This is a genomic window from Streptomyces mirabilis (assembly GCF_018310535.1).
In the GTDB taxonomy this organism is placed as follows: Bacteria; Actinomycetota; Actinomycetes; order Streptomycetales; family Streptomycetaceae; genus Streptomyces.
The window spans coordinates 219,704-239,561 of the sequence record NZ_CP074102.1 but is presented as its reverse complement, the minus strand read 5'-3'; the positions used below and the strand labels follow the sequence as shown (position 1 = coordinate 239,561).

The following is a 19,858-nucleotide window of genomic DNA, read 5'->3' as shown; positions in this document are numbered from 1 at the left end:
GCCCTGAATGGGAAAGGGCGGGCGAGCGGGCGAAGGCCGCGCTCAGGGGCCCGGGGTACCGGTTCAGCCGGAGTGGACGGAATCGGTCGCCGCGATCTTCTTCCACGACCTGGGTTGCGCCGGGGCACCCGCCGTGGCCGGGGCCACCGCGATGGAAACACCCCGCGCCGCGGGCGCCGCCGGCTTCGACGGCTTGAACAGCCAGGTGTCGAAGAGCGTGGCGAGCGACTTGCCGGACACCTTCTCCGCGTACTTCTGGAAGTCCCCGACCGACGCGTTCCCGTATGCGTGTTCCTGCGGCCACCCCTTCAGGATGGCGAAGAACGTGTCGTCCCCGACCTCGTTGCGCAGCGCCTGGACCGCCAACGCCCCCCGGTCGTAGACCGCGGTGTCGAACTGGTTGTCCGGACCGGGGTCACCCGGTGCGACCGTCCAGAAGGCGTCGTCCGCCGGATGCGAGGCGTACACGTAGTCCGCGAGCTCCTGCGCCGTCCCCTCGCCCTCGTGCTCGGACCACAGCCACTGCGCGTACCGCGCGAAGCCCTCGTTGATCCAGATGTCCTTCCAGCCCTTCAGGGACACGTCGTCGCCGTACCACTGGTGCGCCAGCTCATGGACGACCACGGAGGTGTTGGAGCCGTTCGCGAACTGCCGGGGGCTGTAGTACACGCGGGTCTGGGTCTCCAGCGCGTACCCGGTGGTGGTGTTCGGCACGTATCCGCCCACCGAGCTGAAGGGGTACGGGCCGAAGTAGCCGGTCAGCCAGTCGACGATCTCCCCGGTCCGCTCGACGCTCGCCCGCGCGGCCCCGTCGTTGTCGCCGAGGTCCTTGCTGTACGCGTTGACGACCGGGACGCCGTCGGACGTCGTCCCCGTCGTGATGTCGAACTTTCCGATGGCGAGCGTGGCGAGATAGGTCGCCTGCGGCTTGTTGGACCGCCAGTTGTAGCGGGTCCAGCCGAGCCGTGAGCTCGTCGACTGGAGCGTGCCGTTGGAGATCGCCTGCGTGCCGTCCGGCACGGCCACCGAGACGTCGTACGTGGCCTTGTCGCTCGGATGGTCGTTGCTGGGGAACCACCACCAGGCCGACTCCGGCTCGTCCGCCGCGACGGCCCCGTCCGGAGTGCGGTGCCAGGTCGAGAAGCCGTACGCGCTCTTCGTCGAGGGCACTCCGCTGTAACGGACGACGACCGTGACGGGCGTGCCCTTCGGCAGCCCAGTCGCCGGGGTGATCTCCAGCTCGTGCTGGCCCGAGGTGGTGAACGAGGCCTTCGCCCCATTGACCCGCACCTCGCTCACGTCGAGCAGGAAGTCCAGGTCGAAGCGTGAGAGGTCCTGCGTGGTGGTGGCCAGGACGGTCGCCGTTCCCTGCAACTCGTCGGTCGCCGGCTGGTACTGGAGCCGCAGGTCGTAGTGGGAGACGTCGTATCCGCCGTTGCCGTAGGCCGGGTAATAGGGGTCGCCGATACCGGGCGCCCCGGGGGTGTAGTCCGCCGCCGATGCCGGGATCGCCAGCAGCAGGGAGATGGCGAGCGCGCCCGGGGCGATGAGTCTGCGGTGCACGGAGAGCTCCAAGTCGTGGGGGAACGAGGACGGTTCGGAGCCTATTGACTCCCTGTGCCGTCCCCCTGTCCATCGCCCCTCCTGTCACACGATCGCCATTCGGCCGACATGACCGATTCGGGCCCGGCTGCCTCCACAGACCCTCTTTTGTACGGGAGTTGGCCGGGGTACCTTCCGCGCATGCCGAAACCAGCGCGCCGTATGCGCTTCACGACCTGGAGATCGCTCGCGACGGCGGCCACCGCCGCCCTGTTGGCCGTCTTCCTCGCCCCCGCCGCCGCACACGGCGCGCCCCGGGAGAGCACCCCGGTCTATTCGTACGAGAACGCGATCCGCGAGTCCGTCTGGGTGGACACCGGCCTCGACGGCGACGGCGACGGGAAGACCGACCGTGTCGCCGTCGACATCGTCCGGCCCCGCGAACTCGCCCGGCAGGGCCGCAAGGTTCCCGTGATCATGGACGCCAGCCCGTACTACTCCTGCTGCGGACGCGGCAACGAGAGCCAGCTCAAGACGTACGACGCGAACGGCAACGTCGTCCAGATGCCGCTGTTCTACGACAACTACTTCGTGCCGCGCGGCTACGCCTTCGTCGGCGTCGACCTGGCCGGAACCAATCGCTCCGACGGCTGTGTGGACGTCGGCGGCCGCTCCGACATCCAGTCCGCGAAGGCCGTGGTCGACTGGCTCAACGGCCGGGCCAAGGGCTACACGACGCGTACCGGCGCCGACCGGGCCAAGGCGAGCTGGACCAACGGCAGAACCGGCATGATCGGCAAAAGCTGGGACGGCACCATCGCCAACGGCGTCGCCGCGACCGGCGTCAAAGGCCTGAAGACCATCGTGCCGATCAGCGCCATCTCCTCCTGGTACGACTACTACTTCGCCAAGGGCGCCCCACTGTACGACTCGGGCCCGGACTGGCTCTCCGGCTACGTCGACAGCCCCGAGGCCACCGCCAAGTGCGCCGCCGTGCAGCAGAAGCTCGTCGACGGAGCGCCGCGCACCGGTGACTGGACCAAGTTCTGGACCGAGCGTGACTATGTGAAGGACGCGAGCAAGGTCAGGGCGAGCGTCTTCCTGGTGCACGGCATGCAGGACCTCAACGTCCGCACCAAGAACTTCGGCCAGTGGTGGAGCGCCCTCGCCAAGAACGGCGTCGAGCGCAAGATCTGGCTCTCCCAGACCGGCCATGTCGACCCCTTCGACTTCCGCCGCGGCGCCTGGGTCGACACCCTGCACCGCTGGTTCGACCACGAACTCCTCGGCTACGACAACGGCATCGACGACGAGCCCATGGCCGACATCGAGCGCCACCCCGACCAGTGGGTCACCTCCAGCGTCTGGCCGCCCCGCGGGACGCAGACGACGACACTGCGTCCGGGCACGGGCACCCAGGCGGGCGTCGGCACCCTCGGCCTGCGTACGGGCTCCGGAACCGAGGCCTTCACCGACGACCCGAAGCTGAGCGAGACCGACTGGGCCGCGCACATCGACCGGTCCACCCCCGAGAAGGCCGGGTTCGTCACCAAGCCGCTGGCCGGGGACCTGCGTCTGTCCGGTTCCTCCAAGGTGACCGTCACCGCCACGCCGACCACCTCGACCGCCCACCTCTCCGCGGTCCTGGTCGACCTGGGCCCGGACACCATCCGCGACTACGCCGACGGCGGCGAGGGCATCACGACCCTCACCGACCGCACCTGCTGGGGTCCGAGCACGACCGGCGACAGCTCCTGCTACAAGGTCACCCAGGCGAAGAAGACCGACGTCGCGGCCACGGTCTTCAGCCGCGGCTGGGCCGACCTCGGCAACTACGCCTCCGACCTCAAGGGCGCCCCGCTCACCCCGGGCAAGGCGTACACGATCACGCTCGACCTGGCCGCCACCGACCACGTCGTCCCGGCGGGCCACCGGCTCGCCCTGATCGTCGCGGGCACGGACAAGGACCTCATCGACCCGCCGTCCACCACTCCGACCCTCACCCTGGACCTGTCCCGTACGTCGGCCCGCGTGCCCTTCGTCGGCGGCGCCGGGGCCTTCACCAGGGCGACGGCGGGCTCCGCCGCCGCCACGAGCACGGCCGGCCTCGACGGCGTACGCGATCCGAGCAGTGCCCTCCGGGTGCCGGGGGAGACCCGCTGATCCACTGACGACCTCAAGGGCGCACGGCGGCCGGTTCCTCGCCCAGCGCGAGCCCGGCCGCCTCCCGCGCACAGCCCCAGGCCACCGTGACGCCCGCGCCGCCATGTCCGTAGTGGTGCACCAACACCCGCCCGTCCGGCAGTACTTCACGCTCCAGCCGGACCGTGTCACGCACCGGCCGCAGCCCCACCCGATGGCCGAGCACGCGCGCCCCGGCGATCTCCGGCCGCAGTGCCGCACACCGTTCGACGATCGCCCCGGCCGCCACCGGATCCGGCGTGAGCGACCAGTCGTCCTCGTCGGTCGTGCCACCCAGCACGAGCCGGTCCGGGTGCGGGAAGACATAGGTGGTCGTCCCGGCGTCCGAATCCGTCGACACGAGCCAATTGCGGATCCCGGGGTTCTCCACGATCACGAGCTGCCCGCGCACGGGTCGTACGGCCGGATCCGGTACGAGCGTGTGGGCGCCAAGACCCGTGCAGTTCACGACGACCGGCGCCTCGACCTCCGCGAGATCCGTCACCGTCCGTGTCTCGATCGTCCCGCCCGCCCGCAGAAGCCGCTCGCGCAGCCACCGAAGATGCACCGGCATGTCGATCAGCGGCAGCCGCGCCCACAGCCCCGTACCCGTGTACTCCTCGGCCGTCGTCGCCCTCAGCCCCGGCACCCGGGCGGCCCACGGCTCCAGCTCGTCCAGTCGTGTCTCGCCCTGTACGCCCTCGACCACGCGTACGCCCGTCTCCTGGGGCCGGGCAGCCAACTCCTCGTACACGGAGAGTGATTGCAGGGCCCATTCACCCGCGAGCGCTTTCGGCCGGATGCGGTAAGGCCACCACAGCGCGCCGGCAACGGCCGAGGTGGTCAGCTCGCCGGACTCCCGCGCCCACACCCTTACCCGCCGGCCGCGCTCGGCCAGGACGATCGCCGTCGTCAACCCGACGACACCGCTTCCGACCACGATCACGTCACCGCTGGGCACGTTGTCCATGCGGGGACGTTAGCGGAATATGTCATGCCGTGCTCACATCACTCCCAGTCTGGGGATACTCACAGCATGTCTGCCGAGTACGCGACCTTCGGCCTGGCACCGGCGATGCGTGCCGGTGGAGTCCTCGCCAACGGTGACTACCAAGTGCACCGGGACTTCGTCGACTTCATCGTCGACGGCCGCCCGCTGCTGTACCAGCTCTCCGACCTCGACGCGGTGTCCCCGCTCGCCTCCGACGTACCACCCGCCATCTTCACCGCCCAGGTCCGAAGCCTCCTCCTGGAGGCCGAGGCTCCGCTCGACGACGGCCGCTACGTGATCTACGGCTGTCCCGAGTGCGAGGGCATCGAATGCGGTGCCGTGACCGCCGTCATCGAGAAGGACGACTCCACCGACGACTACGTGTGGCGCGACTTCGCCTGGCAGACCGGCGAACACGCCGATCTGGAACTCAACGGGTACCACGGGATAGGGCCGTTCCGCTTCCAGGGCGCCGAGTACCGCAGCGCCCTGAACTCCCTGCTCCTCGGCGACCCCGGGGCGCGCCGCCGGGTCCTGCTCATCGGCGCCAGGGTCGCCGTGCTCGCCAAGCTCGCCGCCGCCCTGCGCACCATCGGCATCGGCGCCGACATCACCCGCGACGCCACCTACGTCCCGGCCGAGGAACTCCGCGGGTACGGCGCGGTGGCCTTCGGGCGCGCCATCGGCGAACAGGAGCGCGCGGCGGTACGGCGGTCCTTCGAGCGGGCCGGGGTCGAGGTCGCCTACGTCGACGGCCTGGCCCCCGTCATCCCGCTCCTCGTCGCCCAGATCGAGCACGCCCTGGACCGCAGTCCCCACGAGCTGCGCCGCCTCACCCGCCTGGTCGCCGCCGACGGCGAGGCGGGCATCGAGGTCACCTCCACCTGCCGGGTCCAGATCACCGCGTACCGCCTCGACCGGCTGTACCGCACGCACGCCCAGGAGGTCTTCGACGGGATTCTGGAGGCGGGCAGACACCGGATCGCCCTGGACGCCAAGGCCGTGAAGGGGGAGTCCTTCCTCGTGGCGCGGACCTCGGGGAGCGTGCTGGTGGAGGCGATGGCCCACTGAGCGGGCCCCATGGAACGGGGGTGCGGCCCCGCAGCGAAGCGGGGGCGCAGCCGGGGCGGCCGGGCCGTTAGGATCGGCCTCCTGATGACTGCCACTCTCGTCGCCAAGAACCTCGCCGCCGGACACGGCGACCGCTCGCTCTTCTCCGGGCTCGACCTCGTGGTCGCGCCCGGCGATGTGATCGGACTCGTCGGTGCCAACGGCGCGGGCAAGTCCACCCTGCTGCGGATGCTCGCCGGACTGCTCACGCCCGAGGAGGGGGAGCTGCGGCTGTCCCCGCCGTCGGCGACCGTCGGGCATCTGCCGCAGGAGCCGGAGCGGCGGGAGGGCGAGAGCGTCCGGGAGTTCCTGGCCCGGCGCACCGGTGTGGCCGAGGCCCAGCGCGTGATGGACGAGGCGACGCAGGCACTCGTCGACGGCGCGCCGGGCGCGGACGACGCGTACGCGGAGAGCCTGGAACGCTGGCTCGACCTCGGCGGCGCCGACCTCGACGAGCGCGCCGAGGAGGTCGCCGACACCCTTGGGCTCGGCGTCGACCTCGACCAGCCGATGACGTCACTGTCCGGCGGCCAGGCGGCCCGCGCCGGACTGGCCTCCCTGCTCCTGTCCCGCTACGACGTCTTCCTGCTCGACGAGCCCACCAACGACCTGGACCTGGAGGGCCTGGAGCGGCTCGAACGCTTCGTCTCCGGGCTGCGCGCGGGCACCGTCGTCGTCAGCCACGACCGTGAGTTCTTGACCCGCACGGTCACCAAGGTGCTCGAACTCGACCTCGCCCAGCAGCAGATCACCCTCTACGGCGGCGGCTACGAGGCCTACCTGGAGGAGCGCGACACCGCCCGTCGGCACGCCCGCGAGGACTACGAGGAGTACGCCGACAAGCGCACCGCCCTCGAAGGCCGCGCCCAGATGCAGCGCTCCTGGATGGACAAGGGCGTGAAGAACGCCCGGCGCAAGGCGAACAACGACAACGACAAGATCGGCCGCAAGTTCCGCAGCGAGGCCAGCGAGAAGCAGGCGGCCAAGGCCCGGCAGACCCAGCGCATGATCGAGCGCCTGGACGTCGTCGACGAGCCGCGCAAGGAGTGGGAGCTGCGGATGGAGATCGCGGCCGCTCCGCGCTCCGGCGCTGTCGTCGCCACTCTGCGTGACGCCGAGGTGCGGCGCGGCGACTTCACCTTCGGCCCCGCGACCCTTCAGATCGACTGGGCGGACCGGGTCGCCGTCACGGGCGCCAACGGCGCGGGCAAGTCGACCCTGCTCGGCGCCCTGCTCGGCCGGGTCCCGCTGGACGCCGGTCACGCGACCCTCGGCTCCGGCGTCGTCGTCGGCGAGGTCGACCAGGCCCGCAAACTCTTCCACGGTTCCGAGTCCCTGCTCGACGCGTTCAGCGCGGCCGTCCCCGACACCGAACCGGCCGAGGTTCGCACCCTGCTGGCCAAGTTCGGCCTCAAGGCGGAACACGTCCTGCGCCCTGCGGCCACCCTCTCCCCGGGCGAGCGCACCCGCTCGGCCCTCGCCCTCCTCCAGGGCCGTGGCGTCAACCTCCTCGTCCTCGACGAGCCGACCAACCACCTCGACCTGCCCGCGATCGAACAGTTGGAGTCGGCGCTCGACTCGTACGAGGGCACCCTGCTGCTCGTGACCCACGACCGCCGCATGCTCGACGCGGTCCACACCACGCGTCGGCTGGAAGTGGCGGCGGGCAAGGTGACCGAACGCTGAGCTAGGCCGTGGCCATCCGGCGCGCCATATTGGGGTAGTCCACGACGTACCCCTCCGCGTCGAACTCCAGATCACTGCGGTGGTCACCCGACGAGAAACGCACGCGCCCGCCGTCCCCGGTGCGTCCGAGATGTGTGTACGTCTGCGCCGACGCCCGCACGGCCAGGTCCGGCACCGACACCCAGGCCATCAGGAACTCCCGCTCACCCGGCCCGAGATGCAACCCGTGGCGCAGCACCGGCATCGTGTTGGTGAGCGGGCACAGGCCCAGGTCGCAGTCGAGGGCGCCGCCGAGGTCGGGCAGCCAGTCCCCGTCCGCCGTCCAGTGCCCCTCACCGTCGTGCCGCAGGTCCAGCGAGCGTGTGCCCGAGGCCGTCTCGGCGCTCACACACAGCCGCCGGGTCACGAACCCGTCGACGGTGTCGAGCTCGTAAGAGATCCAGTACGGCTCGGGAACCGTCCCGACGGCACGCCCGCGCGCCCGCAGAGAGCGGGCGCCGGACATGATCCAAGAGGTCTCGAACCCCTTGCTCTCACTGACTTCCCAGGTGATGACGCGCGAGCTGGCCATACGTCACCTTAGGATCCCGGGCCGGTACAGCGCCCCGAAAGGGGCGCGGGAAACTGCGCGCTCAGCCACGAACGACCCGCAGTTCCCCACGTACCTTCAGCCGCTCAGCGCCTGCCCTTCTTAGGATCGACAAGCCCAGCGCGCCGCAGCGCGTCGGCCATCGCACTGTTGGCCGGCGGCGGAGCGGCCTGCCGCGAACCGCCGCCTCCGCCTCCGCCCGCCCCACCCCGCGGCTGACGCTGCTGCTGGCGCTGCTGCGGCGGCCGTCCACCCCGCTGCGGACGCCCACCCCCACCCTGCTGGTCCGACGCAGTCGCCTCGTCGTCGAGCCGCAGCGTGAGAGAGATCCGCTTGCGCGGGATGTCGATCTCGAGCACCTTCACCTTGACGATGTCACCCGGCTTGACCACATCGCGCGGGTCCTTCACGAACGTCTTCGACATCGCCGAGACATGCACCAGACCGTCCTGGTGGACGCCGATGTCCACGAAGGCCCCGAACGCGGCCACATTCGTGACGACCCCTTCGAGCACCATCCCGGAGGCCAGGTCGGAGATCTTCTCGACGCCCTCCTTGAAGGTGGCCGTCTTGAAGGCGGGTCGCGGGTCGCGCCCCGGCTTCTCCAGCTCCTTCAGGATGTCCGTGACGGTCGGCAGACCGAACGTCTCGTCCACGAAGTCGGTCGGCCTGAGCGAGCGCAGCACACCGGTGTTGCCGATCAGGGAGGCGACCTCGCTGCCCGCCGTCTTCACCATCCGCCGCACCACGGGGTACGCCTCCGGGTGCACGCTGGAAGCGTCCAGCGGGTCGTCCCCGCCCCGGATGCGCAGGAAGCCCGCGCACTGCTCGTACGCCTTCGGGCCGAGCCGGGCCACGTTCTTGAGGGTGGTACGGGACGTGAAGGGGCCGTTGGCGTCACGGTGCGCCACGATGTTCTCCGCGAGCCCGGAGGTGATGCCGGAGACGCGGGCGAGCAGCGGGGCGGAGGCCGTGTTCACGTCCACGCCCACGCCGTTCACACAGTCCTCGACCACCGCGTCCAGGGACCGGGAGAGCTTCACCTCGGACAGGTCGTGCTGGTACTGCCCGACGCCGATGGACTTCGGGTCGATCTTCACCAGCTCGGCCAGCGGATCCTGCAGGCGGCGCGCGATGGAGACGGCGCCGCGCAGCGACACGTCCATGTCGGGCAGCTCCTGCGAGGCGAACGCCGACGCCGAGTACACCGACGCCCCCGCCTCGGACACCATCACCTTGGTGAGGTTCAACTCCGGGTGCTTGGTGATGAGTTCACCGGCGAGCTTGTCGGTCTCGCGGGACGCCGTCCCGTTGCCGATCGCGATCAGCTCGACCGCGTGCTCCTTGGCGAGGCGGGCGAGCTTGGCGATGGCCTCGTCCCGCTTGTTGGCCGGGACGTGCGGGTAGATGACATCCGTCGCCACGACCTTGCCGGTCGCGTCGACCACGGCGACCTTGACACCCGTACGGAAACCGGGGTCGAGGCCCAGCGTCGCGCGCGTGCCCGCCGGGGCGGCGAGCAGCAGGTCCCGCAGGTTCGCCGCGAAGACGTTCACCGCCTCGTCCTCGGCGGCCGTGCGCAGCCGCAGCCGCAGGTCGATGCCGAGGTGCACGAGGATGCGGGTGCGCCAGGCCCAGCGGACCGTGTCCGTGAGCCACTTGTCGCCGGGACGACCGCGGTCGGCGATCTGGAAGCGATGGGCGACGATTCCCTCGTACGAGGAGGGACCGGGCTGCTCGGAGGGCTCCTCGGGCTCCAGGACGAGGTCGAGGACCTCCTCCTTCTCACCGCGCAGCATGGCGAGGATGCGGTGCGAGGGCAGCTCCTTGAAGGGCTCGGCGAAGTCGAAGTAGTCGGCGAACTTGGCGCCCGCCTCCTCCTTGCCGTCCCGCACCTTGGCGGCCAGACGCCCGCGCACCCACATGCGCTCGCGCAGCTCGCCGATCAGGTCGGCGTCCTCCGAGAACCGCTCCGTGAGGATCGACCGGGCGCCGTCCAGCGCGGCCTGCGGGTCGGGTACGCCCTTGTCGGCGTCGACGAAGGCCGTCGCGGCGGCGAGCGGGTCGACCGACGGGTCGCCGAGCAGGCCCTCGGCCAGCGGCTCCAGGCCCGCCTCGCGCGCGATCTGCGCCTTCGTGCGCCGCTTCGGCTTGAACGGCAGATAGATGTCCTCGAGCCGCGCCTTCGTCTCGGCGCCCCGGATCTGCGCCTCGACCTCCTCGGTGAGCTTGCCCTGCTCGCGCACCGATTCGAGGATCGCCGTGCGCCGCTCCTCCAGCTCCCGCAGATAGCGCAGCCGCTCCTCGAGGGTGCGCAGCTGCGCATCGTCGAGCATCTCGGTCGCTTCCTTGCGGTAGCGGGCGATGAAGGGCACCGTCGACCCGCCGTCGAGCAAGTCGACGGCGGCCTTGACCTGCCGCTCCCGTACGCCGAGCTCCTCGGCGATCCTGCCTTCGATGGACCCTACGAGGGGTGTCGTCACGATCCCGTACCGCCTTCTCCACTGAGGTTGCGCGGCAATTGTGGCAGGTGACACCGACAACGGGGGATCAGGGCGCCGATCGGCGCTGTCAGGCCTTGCCGGTCATGCCCTCGGGAAACGCGCCGGCCGCCAGCGCCCGCATCAGGATGCCCCGCGCCAGCTCGGTGAGGCGCTCCACGCCCGCGGCGCCCAGATGCTCGTACGGGGCACGGTCCAGCCGGTCCGTGCGGTCCTCGATCTCCTGGCGCAGGGCCACCCCCGCCGCGGTCAACTCGCCCTCCGTGTCGAGCAGTTCGCGCTCGCGCAGCCGTTCGACCGCCGCGTCCCAGTGCGCCCGCGACCAGCCGCGCGTGCCCAGTGCCCACTTCGGGGCCATGCCCTTGCCGGTCGCGGTGTGGCTCACCAGGGCCTCGACCGGGTCGAGTTCCGCGTCGAGCAGCGCCGCGAGGTGACCGTCGCCCCGGTGCTCGCGCAGCAGCGTGGCGCCGTGCCAGAGGGCGAGGTGCGGCGTGTCGGGCACGGGCAGGTCGGCGTGCGCCGCGTACAGCGGACGCGCGGTCCTGGTGCAGGCCTCCGCGGCCCGAAGGGCGAGCTCCGCCGCCTCGGCGACCTCCTTGGAGGCGAGGACGTCCTCGCCGAGGAGCCGTCGCCAGGTCGCGTCGACGGCACGCGCGCGCGCCGCGAGGACGGTCTCCGGGGACGCCTTCTCCCACACCTCGGGCACATGCCGGGCCACCAGCTCGTGGCGGAAGTTGTAGAACGTCGCCGTCACCGTGCCGGGACCCACCGGCCCCATGGCGGCGGCCCGTACGGCGAAGTACGCGCCTTTGCTGTCCTCGATCCCGATGGCGGCCAGCTCCCGGCCCAGGTCCGGGGAGAAGTAGTGCGTCGAGTGCAGCGGGTTGAGGACGTTGTGGCAGCGCCGCCCGGCGCGCTCCGGCAGAGGTGTGGTCATGCCCGAAGGTTACCGACTAGTCGGTACGCCGGGAAGGCTGGAGGGGCGATGGGGTGATGGCAGGAAAGGTGCGGGCGGGGCGATGGCAGGAAAGGTGGGGTACTCGTCATTGCGGCCATCACCCCGCCCGCCAAGAATCGAGACCATGCGAACCGTTCTGGTCGTCCTCTTCGACGACGTGCAGAGCCTCGACGTCACGGGCCCCGTGGAGGTCTTCGCGGGCGCCGAGGCCCTCCGCGGCGGCTCGTACCGCATCCACACCGCCTCCCTGGACGGCGCACCCGTGCGTACCACCAGCGGCCTCACCCTCGTCCCGGACCACACCCTCGCCGAAGCGCCCGTCCCGCACACCCTGCTGGTCCCGGGCGGCCGGGGCACCCGGCGTCCCGACCCCCGGCTGACCGGCTGGCTGCGCGCGCACGGGCCGCGCGCCGAGCGCCTGGTCTCCGTCTGCACCGGCGCCATCCCGCTCGCCGAGGCGGGCCTTCTGGACGGCCGCCGCGCGACGACCCACTGGGCGTACTGCGACAAGCTCGCCCGCGACCACCCGGCCGTCGAGGTCGACCCCGACCCCATCTACGTGCGGGACGGACAGGTGTCCACCTCGGCCGGCGTCACCTCCGGCATCGACCTCGCCCTCGCGCTCGTGGAGGAGGACCTCGGCCGCGAGGCCGCCCTGACGGTCGCCCGTCACCTCGTCGTCTTCCTGCGCCGCCCGGGCAACCAGGCCCAGTTCAGCGCCCAGCTGGCCGCGCAGACGGCGCGGCGCGAACCGCTCCGCGAGGTCCAGCAGTGGATCACCGAGCACCCCGGCGACGACCTGTCCGTCGAGTCGCTCGCCGCCCGCGCCCGGCTCTCGCCCCGGCACTTCGCCCGCGCCTTCCAGACCGAGACGGGCATGACCCCGGGCCGGTACGTCGACCGCGTCCGCCTCGAACACGCCCGGCGCCTGCTGGAGGACACCGCCGACGGAGTCGAGGGGATCTCCCGCGTCTGCGGCTACGGCACCCCCGAGGCGATGCGCCGTGCCTTCGTGAAGGTGCTCGGCACGGCGCCGGCGGAGTACCGGCGCCGCTTCCGCCCCGCCCCGACCCGTTGACCGGCCCTCATCTGACGCCCCTGCCCCACCCACCCGTGGAAAGGAACCCGATGCAGATCGCCATCGTCCTCTTCGACCGTTTCACCGCCCTGGACGCCGTGGGACCCTACGAGACCCTCGGCCGCCTGCCCGACGCGGAGACCGTCTTCGTCGCCGAGCACACGGGCGCCGTCCGCAACGAGAGCGGCAACCTGGCTCTGACCGCCGACAGGACCCTGGCCGAGGTGCCGCGCCCGGACATCGTCGTGGTCCCCGGCGGACCGGGCCAGACCCCGCAGATGGACAACCGGGTCCTGTTGGACTGGCTGCGCGCCGCCGACGCCACGAGCACCTGGACGACCTCCGTGTGCACCGGCTCCCTGCTGCTGGCCGCCGCTGGGCTGCTCGAGGGCCGCCGGGCCACCTCGCACTGGCTGGCCCTCGACCACCTCAAGCGGTTCGGTGCCGAGCCGACGGGGGAGCGGGTGGTGTTCGACGGGAAGTACGTCACGGCGGCCGGCGTGTCGTCCGGCATCGACATGGGGCTCGCCCTGCTCGGACGGATCGCGGGCGACGAACACGCACAGGCCGTACAACTGCTGACGGAGTACGACCCGCAGCCGCCCTACGACGCCGGGTCACCCCAGAAGGCTCCTGCACATCTGGTGGCGGAGTTCCGGGCGAAGAGCCGCTTCATCATGGAGTAGTCGCGGTGGACGACGGAGCGGTCGTGGTGGCCGGCCGGCTGGTTGCGGTGGACGCCGGCGTGGTCCAGGTGAAGCGCGGCGGCCGGCGCTCCAGAAACGCGGCGACGCCCTCCGCGGTGTCGTCGCTCCCGCGCGCCTGCTCGGCCCAGTACGCGTCCCGGTCGGTCCGCCCATGGGCGAATTCCTTGGCGGACGCCTGCGTCAGCAGCGACCGCGTGGCCAGGACGCGGCTGAACTCCCCGACCCGCTTGCCGAGTTCGCCCTCGGGCAGCACCTCGTCCACCAGACCCGTGCGCAGTGCCCGTTCGGTGTCGATCAGCTCGCCCGAGAACAGCAGGTACTTGGCGGTCGCCGGACCCACCAGCGACACCAGCCGCCGGGTGGCCGAGGCGGCGTAGACGATCCCCAGCTTCGCCGGCGTCACTCCGAACTGCGCGCCCTCCTCCGCGAACCGCAGATCGCAGGCCGCCGCGAGCTGGGATCCGCCGCCGACGCAGTACCCGCGGATCGCCGCGAGCGTCGGCTTGGGGAACGCGGCGAGTGCCTCCTCGGCGTTCACGGCGAGCCCTTGCGCCTCGTCCGAGGAGCCCCGCAGCGTCGAGATGTCGGCCCCCGCGCAGAAGGTGCCGCCCTCGCCGGTGAGCACCAGTACACGGACGTCCGGGTCGGCCGCGAGCCCGTCGAGCAGGGGCGGCAGCGCCCTCCACATGTCGGCCGTCATGGCGTTGCGCTTGGCCGGGTGGTGAATGACGACGGTGGCGACCCCGTCGCCGACGCTGTGCAGCAGCTGCGGCTCCATATGCCGGATGCTATCCGCAACCCTCGAACGTACGATCAAGAAGGGGCCGGGCGCGAGGAGGCGCTGATGGCCAGGACCAAGGACAGGGCGCCGAACGACGCGACCACCAAGCTGAACCGCGGCTTCAGCTGGACCGCCGCGTTCGGCGTGATCCTGGTGATCGCGGGGCTCGTCGGGCTCGTATACACGGGCGTCGCGACCCTGACCTCGATGATCCTGTTCGGCTGGCTGCTGCTGATCGGCGGAGCGGTCGGACTGTTGCACGCGATTCAGGCCCGCGGCACCAACTTCTTCTGGCTCGGGGTGGTGGTCGCGGCCTTGAACATCGCGGCCGGAGTGGTGGTGATCCGCCGCCCGGACGCCGCGGCCGAGGCGCTCACCATGTTCGCGGCCCTGCTGTTCCTGACCGGTGGAGTGTTCCGGCTGGTCGGCAGTCTCGTGGTGCGCGGTCCGCAGTTCGGCTGGACGCTCCTGCAGGGCGTCTTCGGCCTGCTCCTCGGCATCCTGGTGCTGGACAACTGGCCGAGCAGCAGCAAGTACGTGATCGGCTGCTTCTTCTCGCTCGCGCTGCTCTTCGACGGGCTGGGCCTGATCGCCACCGGCTTCGGCGGGCGGCGCATCGTACATCTGGTCTCGGGGCGCGGCCGCTGACGGACGAATCGGGCGAGCCCGGCGCCCAACCCGTACAACCCGAATAGTTCTCGAAGCAGACACCACACGGACAGGAGCGGTCGTGCGGCCGACCGTGCCATGCGTCAACGGTCAGAAACCGTCGATAGTCGCTGACTTCTGTTCAGGGATGCGGTCCGGACCAGCGCGTTACCAACACTCGACGTGTGGTGACAATCGAGCGCAAGGGTGGCGACCGGACGATGGAGAACCACGGGCGGGGGTTCGACTCCCGCCCTGAAGGCGCCGGGGATGTGCCTCCCGATCGGAGACCGCCGGGTCCGCTGCCGTACGAGGGGGTGTGGCGGTTCACCGCTCCCGCCATCGACGCCTCGGTTCCGCAGGCACGACACGCCGTTCGTGACCTGCTCTTCCGTCAGCAAGTGCCAGTCTCGGACGACCTCGTCCACGGGCTTTTGCTGATCGTCTCCGAACTGGTCACGAACGCCGTACGACACGCGGCACTGCTCTCCCCGATGCTCGCCGTGGAGGTGGCCGTGGGATCCGAGTGGGTGCGGGTCTCGGTGGAGGACAACCATCCCTACCGCCCCACCGCCCTGGAGGCCGACCACGGCCAGACCGGCGGCCGTGGGCTGCTGCTGGTGCGGGAGGTCGCCAGGGAGTCGGGCGGGGTGTGCGACGTCGAGCACACGGCGAGTGGCGGCAAGGTGATCTGGGCCGCCCTGCCGCTCACTGCGAGCATCTTCTAGCACCCTCGGGGAGTCTTCGCGGAGACGGGACCGTCACCAGCCGGCGGACGGGCCCGTCAGCTCCCTGATCGCCGGGCGGGCCGCGTCCAGGACCGTCATGAACCACGCCGAGAAGGGGTCCTTCGCGTGCCGCTCCATGAGTTCGGCGGCGGTCACGAACGCGGTGTCCCCGACCTCCTCAGGATCGGGGTGCAGCGACGACTGCACCATGCCGACGAAGAGATGGTTGTACTCCTGCTCCACCAGGCCCGACTCCGGGTCCGGGTGGTTGTAGCGGACCGTGCCCGCCTCCGCGAGCAGCGAGGGCGAGACGCCGAGCTCCTCGTACGTCCGCCGGGCCGCCGCCGCGAAGGGCGCCTCGGCGGGGTAGGGGTGGCCGCAGCAGGTGTTGGACCAGACACCGGGGGAGTGGTACTTGCCCAGGGCGCGCTGCTGGAGCAGCAGCCGGCCGTGCTCGTCGAAGAGGAACACGGAGAAGGCCCGGTGCAGCTGTCCCGGTGGCTGATGGGCGGCGAGCTTCTCCGCCGTGCCGATCGTGTTGCCGTCCTCGTCGACCAACTCGAGCAAGATCGCTTCAACGGTGCCGTTCGACGAACTGTGCGTCGCGGTGGCAGGTGTGATCGGCATACCCATCCTTCGCATCGGTCTTCGAGCCCCAAGTCTGCCGTACGAAACCGGCACTCCCGGCACTTCGCGGCTCCCCGCATGTCCCGCTCCGGGGGCCCGGAGCGGGACACGCGGCCGACGTCTGTCAGTCACCGAAAGCGGCCGGACACCTGATCGTGCCCGGCGCCACGGACGGGGAACCGTCCAGGACAGGGGCCATCAGATGTTCGCCGGGACCCCCGGAGGCGGTGCCCGTCCGGCCCGTCGAACCCGGGCCGGATGCCGTAGTCCGCGGCCGGTTCACCACGGTGCGCGGCGCACCCGCCGTACGGCGACGGACGCAGGCGCCGACGCGGGCACCGGGCGGACGGGAGGCGTCAGTCCCCGACGGCGACCGGACGCAGGACATAGCCCACGTAGCCGTACTCCCTCCCGTGCTCGCGGCGCATGGCGATCTCCGCCCGGGCACCCGCCACCGCCTCGGCCATGCCGGGCCTCGTGACATCGGCCACGTCGGCGTGGACGCCGAGCGCGTCGTAGTACTCGTCCCAGTCGGACTCCGGCTGGAAGTACACCCCCAGTACGGAGTACCCGGCGTCGCGCGCGACCCGGGTGTCCTGGTCGGCCGTGCGCAACGGTTCGTCCTCCCAGAACGCGCGGGCCTGGTCGGACGGCGTGTCGGTGGTCCACACACAGTGGGTGAGGACCAGCGTGCCGCCGGGGGCGAGCAGCCGCCGCCAGCGGCGCAGGGCGGTGTCGAAACCGATCAGATAGGCCGAGCCCTCGGCCCAGAGCAGGTCGAACGAGCCATCGGGGTGGGCGAGCTCCCCCATGTCCCCGTGGACGGTGTCGATCGAGGCGGTCAGCCCCCGGGCCTCGGCGGCCGTCCGCAGTTCGTCGAGGAACGGTTCGTGCAGGTCGACGGCCGTCACCTCGGCCGCGGCCTCGGCGGCCAGGAGCAGCGCCGAGCGGCCGGGGCCGCAGCCCAGGTCGAGCACGCGGGGACGGACGGGCAGTGGGCCCGCGAGTGAGAGCAGGTGACGGGTGGTGGCGTCGGAGCCGGGGCCCTGCCGGGGCAGTCGGTGACGCAGGGTGAAGAAAGCCTCGTGGAGGGCGTTGCGGTCGGACGAGTCGTGATGCTCGGACAACGTGGGAAACCTTTGGATGCGGGGGCCCGGGCCGCCGCGAACGCCGCTCGGCGTGGGTCAGCCGTGGACCCGGAGGATGGGGACGCACCTGTCGCCGCGCACAGCGGCACCGAACGCGACAGTCATCAACCCACCTCTTCCTCTGATTTCCGGCCACGCTAGCACCGGAGGCGCCGACCACGCCCGCGAATTTGAAGCCCGCTGGATCAGGAGCCCCTCAGTGGCAGAGCTTCGCCTCGTGCTCCGCGTGCCCGCTCGGTTCCAGCTGGAAGGTGCAGTGCTCCACGTCGAAGTGGTGGCCCAGACAGCCCTGGAGCTCGTGGAGCATCTTCTCGTGGCCGATGGCGTTCAGGACGTCGGAGCTGACGACCACATGGGCGGAGAGGACCGGCATGCCCGACGTGATGGTCCAGGCGTGCAGGTCGTGCACGTCCTCGACGCCTGGCAGGGCCAGGATGTGGGTGCGCACCTCCGCCATGTCGACGTTCTTGGGCGCCGCCTCCAGGAGCACGTCGAGCGTCTCGTGGAGCAGCTTCCAGGTGCGCGGGACGATCATGATGCTGATGATGATCGAGGCGATCGGGTCGGCCGCCTGCCATCCGGTGGTCATGATCACCACGGCGGAGATGATCACCGCCACCGAACCCAGCGCGTCCGCCACCACTTCCAGGAAGGCGCCGCGCACGTTCAGGCTGTCCTTCTGGCCGCGCAGCAGCAGCGTGAGCGAGATCGTGTTCGCGACCAGACCGATCAACCCGAAGACGATGGTCAGACCGCCCTCGGTGTCGGCGGGCGTCACGAAGCGGTGGATCGCCTCGTACAGGACGTAGCCGCCGACACCGAGCAGCAGCAGACAGTTGGCGAGCGCGGCGAGGATCTCGGCCCGCGCGTAGCCGAACGTGCGGTTGCCGCTGGGCGGGCGGTTGGCGAAGTGGATCGCGAGCAGTGCCATGCCCAGCCCCACCGCGTCCGTCGCCATGTGTGCCGCGTCGGCGACGAGTGCGAGGGAATCGGCCATGAGGCCGCCGACGATCTCGACCACCATCACGGTGAGCGTGATCGACAGCGCGACCCGCAGCCTCCCGCGGTACGCGGCTGCCGCCGTGCCGCTGGTGGGCGCGCCATGGGCGTGCCCGTGATCGTGTCCAGCCCCCATGGAAGCCGCCTCCTGTGCTCTGCCCGGGATCACAGTGAACTACGGGCGGGGGGTATCGGGCAACGCGGCACTGAACACCGTTGTCATATGCTCTGACCTGCGGAAACGATCCGCAGGTCAGAGCACACTCGAGATCGTTAATCCTGTGCCCGGGGGTGATGCAGCACCCACCCCTGCCACGCCGACTCCACCATCTCCCGGACCCCGCGCCGCGCGCTCCAGTCGAGTTCCCGCGCGGCCAGGTCGGCCGAGGCGACCGCGCGCGGCGCGTCCCCGGGGCGGCGCGGCTCGACCACCGGCCGCCGGCTGTCCCCGCTGACCTCGCCGATCAACGTGAGCAGTTCACGTACCGATACTCCTTCCCCGCGGCCGATGTTCACCGTGAGGTCGCCCGTCGCGCCGCCGGCCAGCCGCCGGGCCGCCGCGAGGTGTGCCTCGGCGAGGTCGGCGACATGGATGTAGTCACGGACGCAGGTGCCGTCCGGCGTCGGGTAGTCGTCGCCGAAGATCCGCGGGGCCTCGTCGCGGGTGATGCGGTCGAAGACCATCGGGATCACATTGAACACGCCGGTGTCGGCCAGCTCGGGCGTGGCCGCACCCGCCACGTTGAAGTAGCGCAGGCACACGGTCGCGATGCCGTGGGTCCGGCCCGCCGCGCGGACCAGCCACTCCCCGGCGAGCTTCGTCTCGCCGTACGGGCTCATCGGCGCACAGGGAGTGTCCTCCGTGATGAGGTCCACATCCGGGTTGCCGTAGACGGCGGCGGAGGAGGAGAAGACGAAGCGCTTGACGCCGGCCCCGGCGACCGCCTCCAGGAGTGTCGCGAGCCCGCCCACGTTCTCCTGGTAGTAGCGCGTCGGCTGGGCCACGGACTCGCCGACCTGCTTGCGCGCGGCGAGATGCACCACGCCCGTCACCGAGTGCTCCGCGAGGACCCGCTTGAGCAGGTCCCCGTCGAGTGACGAGCCCTGCACCAGCGGAATGCTCTCCGGAAGCCGGTTCGGAACCCCGGCCGAGAGGTCGTCGAGGGCGACGACGCGCTCACCGGCCTCCGCCATCGCCCGCGCCACGTGTGCCCCGATGTATCCGGCCCCGCCTGTGATCAGCCATGTCATGGACGACCACCCTATGTCGGTCCGCCGCCGGTGGCTCCGGTGCCGGCCGCCGATCCGACCGTCCTGCCCCTCTATGTAACGGTCCGGAAGGTGTCGAGATCAATGACGCAAATATTGCGTTCTGCGAGTGCGGGTTTGTGACACGGCCCCCGGATCACCGATGATGATCGCGGCGGAGGCGGTACGCAGATGTGGTTGATCGCGCAGTGAACGGGCGGTGAACGCCCGCTTCTCATCATCCGATAGCCTCTGCCGACATGCCGCCCAGCGGCCTGAGCCCCCTCGGGCCTGGGGCCGGGGCCTTCCCACCACGTACACGCCCGGCGCAAGGCC

The 19,858-nt window shown here is 71.0% G+C and carries 16 protein-coding genes and 1 pseudogene; 7 read left to right on the top strand and 10 right to left on the bottom strand.

What is annotated here, in order from left to right:
• Window positions 1-63: 63 nt before the first annotated feature.
• Window positions 64-1,563 (bottom strand): M1 family metallopeptidase, encoded by a 1,500-nt coding sequence (locus tag SMIR_RS01025; protein ID WP_168498174.1) that lies wholly within the window; start codon window positions 1,561-1,563, stop codon window positions 64-66.
• Window positions 1,564-1,743: 180 nt separating this feature from the next.
• Between SMIR_RS01025 and SMIR_RS01020 the strand changes: the two genes are divergently transcribed.
• A complete protein-coding gene (locus SMIR_RS01020) occupies window positions 1,744-3,705 on the top strand; it encodes a Xaa-Pro dipeptidyl-peptidase (RefSeq protein ID WP_212726313.1) in 1,962 nt (653 codons plus the stop codon).
• Window positions 3,706-3,718: 13 nt separating this feature from the next.
• On the opposite strand, the gene SMIR_RS01015 is transcribed toward SMIR_RS01020, so the two are convergent.
• Window positions 3,719-4,693, bottom strand: coding sequence for an FAD-dependent oxidoreductase (locus SMIR_RS01015; protein WP_168498178.1), 975 nt, complete (start codon window positions 4,691-4,693; stop codon window positions 3,719-3,721).
• A 66-nt stretch (window positions 4,694-4,759) separates the two neighbouring features.
• Between SMIR_RS01015 and SMIR_RS01010 the strand changes: the two genes are divergently transcribed.
• Window positions 4,760-5,785 (top strand): oxidoreductase, encoded by a 1,026-nt coding sequence (locus SMIR_RS01010; protein ID WP_168498180.1) that lies wholly within the window; start codon window positions 4,760-4,762, stop codon window positions 5,783-5,785.
• Window positions 5,786-5,869: 84 nt separating this feature from the next.
• Entirely contained in the window at window positions 5,870-7,510 is a 1,641-nt protein-coding gene (locus SMIR_RS01005; protein WP_168498182.1) for an ABC-F family ATP-binding cassette domain-containing protein, read from the top strand.
• Between the two features lies 1 nt (window position 7,511).
• On the opposite strand, the gene SMIR_RS01000 is transcribed toward SMIR_RS01005, so the two are convergent.
• The 3 genes from SMIR_RS01000 to SMIR_RS00990 all read right to left on the bottom strand — a co-directional run bounded on the left by SMIR_RS01000 (window position 7,512) and on the right by SMIR_RS00990 (window position 11,537).
• Window positions 7,512-8,081 carry a putative glycolipid-binding domain-containing protein gene (locus SMIR_RS01000; RefSeq protein WP_168498184.1) on the bottom strand — a complete coding sequence of 190 codons (570 nt, stop codon included), beginning with the start codon at window positions 8,079-8,081 and terminating at the stop codon, window positions 7,512-7,514.
• Between the two features lie 104 nt (window positions 8,082-8,185).
• Entirely contained in the window at window positions 8,186-10,582 is a 2,397-nt protein-coding gene (locus tag SMIR_RS00995) for a Tex family protein (RefSeq protein ID WP_212726312.1), read from the bottom strand.
• 88 nt (window positions 10,583-10,670) lie between these two features.
• Window positions 10,671-11,537: an SCO6745 family protein gene (locus SMIR_RS00990; RefSeq protein WP_168498188.1), complete on the bottom strand. Its 867-nt coding sequence runs from the start codon at window positions 11,535-11,537 to the stop codon at window positions 10,671-10,673.
• A gap of 145 nt (window positions 11,538-11,682) precedes the next feature.
• On the opposite strand from SMIR_RS00990, the gene SMIR_RS00985 reads away from it, so the two are divergent.
• Entirely contained in the window at window positions 11,683-12,636 is a 954-nt protein-coding gene (locus SMIR_RS00985; RefSeq protein WP_212726311.1) for a GlxA family transcriptional regulator, read from the top strand.
• A gap of 50 nt (window positions 12,637-12,686) precedes the next feature.
• Complete coding sequence (locus SMIR_RS00980; RefSeq protein WP_075030367.1) at window positions 12,687-13,322, top strand: DJ-1/PfpI family protein; 636 nt, start codon at window positions 12,687-12,689, stop codon at window positions 13,320-13,322.
• Here SMIR_RS00980 and SMIR_RS00975 read toward each other — a convergent pair.
• The gene (locus tag SMIR_RS00975) at window positions 13,312-14,121 is read right to left on the bottom strand and encodes an enoyl-CoA hydratase/isomerase family protein (protein WP_168498192.1); all 810 of its coding nucleotides are present in this window, start codon (window positions 14,119-14,121) and stop codon (window positions 13,312-13,314) included. The two genes, SMIR_RS00980 and SMIR_RS00975, sit on opposite strands and share 11 nt — an antisense overlap.
• Before the next feature lie 66 nt (window positions 14,122-14,187).
• Here SMIR_RS00975 and SMIR_RS00970 point away from each other — a divergent pair, with 66 nt between their 5' ends.
• Window positions 14,188-14,772 carry an HdeD family acid-resistance protein gene (locus tag SMIR_RS00970; protein WP_168498194.1) on the top strand — a complete coding sequence of 195 codons (585 nt, stop codon included), beginning with the start codon at window positions 14,188-14,190 and terminating at the stop codon, window positions 14,770-14,772.
• Between the two features lie 221 nt (window positions 14,773-14,993).
• A complete protein-coding gene (locus tag SMIR_RS00965) occupies window positions 14,994-15,500 on the top strand; it encodes an ATP-binding protein (protein ID WP_168501468.1) in 507 nt (168 codons plus the stop codon).
• 33 nt (window positions 15,501-15,533) lie between these two features.
• Here SMIR_RS00965 and idi read toward each other — a convergent pair whose 3' ends face one another.
• The 4 genes and pseudogenes from idi to galE all read right to left on the bottom strand — a co-directional run bounded on the left by idi (window position 15,534) and on the right by galE (window position 19,525).
• Entirely contained in the window at window positions 15,534-16,127 is a 594-nt protein-coding gene (gene idi / locus SMIR_RS00960) for an isopentenyl-diphosphate Delta-isomerase (protein WP_054232743.1), read from the bottom strand.
• 374 nt (window positions 16,128-16,501) lie between these two features.
• Window positions 16,502-17,254: pseudogene (locus SMIR_RS00955) on the bottom strand (SAM-dependent methyltransferase); the annotation flags it as partial.
• Window positions 17,255-17,471: 217 nt separating this feature from the next.
• Complete coding sequence (locus tag SMIR_RS00950; protein ID WP_168498198.1) at window positions 17,472-18,410, bottom strand: cation diffusion facilitator family transporter; 939 nt, start codon at window positions 18,408-18,410, stop codon at window positions 17,472-17,474.
• Between the two features lie 137 nt (window positions 18,411-18,547).
• Window positions 18,548-19,525, bottom strand: coding sequence for a UDP-glucose 4-epimerase GalE (gene galE, locus SMIR_RS00945; protein WP_168498200.1), 978 nt, complete (start codon window positions 19,523-19,525; stop codon window positions 18,548-18,550).
• Window positions 19,526-19,858: the final 333 nt, after the last annotated feature.

Bases quoted from the DNA above. Each gene is read 5' to 3' on its own strand.
- SMIR_RS01020 (WP_212726313.1), top strand. From the start codon at position 1,744: ATGCCGAAACCAGCGCGCCGTATGCGCTTCACGACCTGGAGATCGCTC.
- SMIR_RS01015 (WP_168498178.1), bottom strand. From the start codon at position 4,693: ATGGACAACGTGCCCAGCGGTGACGTGATCGTGGTCGGAAGCGGTGTC.
- SMIR_RS01010 (WP_168498180.1), top strand. From the start codon at position 4,760: ATGTCTGCCGAGTACGCGACCTTCGGCCTGGCACCGGCGATGCGTGCC.
- SMIR_RS01005 (WP_168498182.1), top strand. From the start codon at position 5,870: ATGACTGCCACTCTCGTCGCCAAGAACCTCGCCGCCGGACACGGCGAC.
- SMIR_RS01000 (WP_168498184.1), bottom strand. From the start codon at position 8,081: ATGGCCAGCTCGCGCGTCATCACCTGGGAAGTCAGTGAGAGCAAGGGG.
- SMIR_RS00990 (WP_168498188.1), bottom strand. From the start codon at position 11,537: ATGACCACACCTCTGCCGGAGCGCGCCGGGCGGCGCTGCCACAACGTC.
- SMIR_RS00985 (WP_212726311.1), top strand. From the start codon at position 11,683: ATGCGAACCGTTCTGGTCGTCCTCTTCGACGACGTGCAGAGCCTCGAC.
- SMIR_RS00980 (WP_075030367.1), top strand. From the start codon at position 12,687: ATGCAGATCGCCATCGTCCTCTTCGACCGTTTCACCGCCCTGGACGCC.
- SMIR_RS00975 (WP_168498192.1), bottom strand. From the start codon at position 14,121: ATGGAGCCGCAGCTGCTGCACAGCGTCGGCGACGGGGTCGCCACCGTC.
- SMIR_RS00970 (WP_168498194.1), top strand. From the start codon at position 14,188: ATGGCCAGGACCAAGGACAGGGCGCCGAACGACGCGACCACCAAGCTG.
- SMIR_RS00965 (WP_168501468.1), top strand. From the start codon at position 14,994: ATGGAGAACCACGGGCGGGGGTTCGACTCCCGCCCTGAAGGCGCCGGG.
- idi (WP_054232743.1), bottom strand. From the start codon at position 16,127: ATGCCGATCACACCTGCCACCGCGACGCACAGTTCGTCGAACGGCACC.
- SMIR_RS00950 (WP_168498198.1), bottom strand. From the start codon at position 18,410: ATGGGGGCTGGACACGATCACGGGCACGCCCATGGCGCGCCCACCAGC.
- galE (WP_168498200.1), bottom strand. From the start codon at position 19,525: ATGACATGGCTGATCACAGGCGGGGCCGGATACATCGGGGCACACGTG.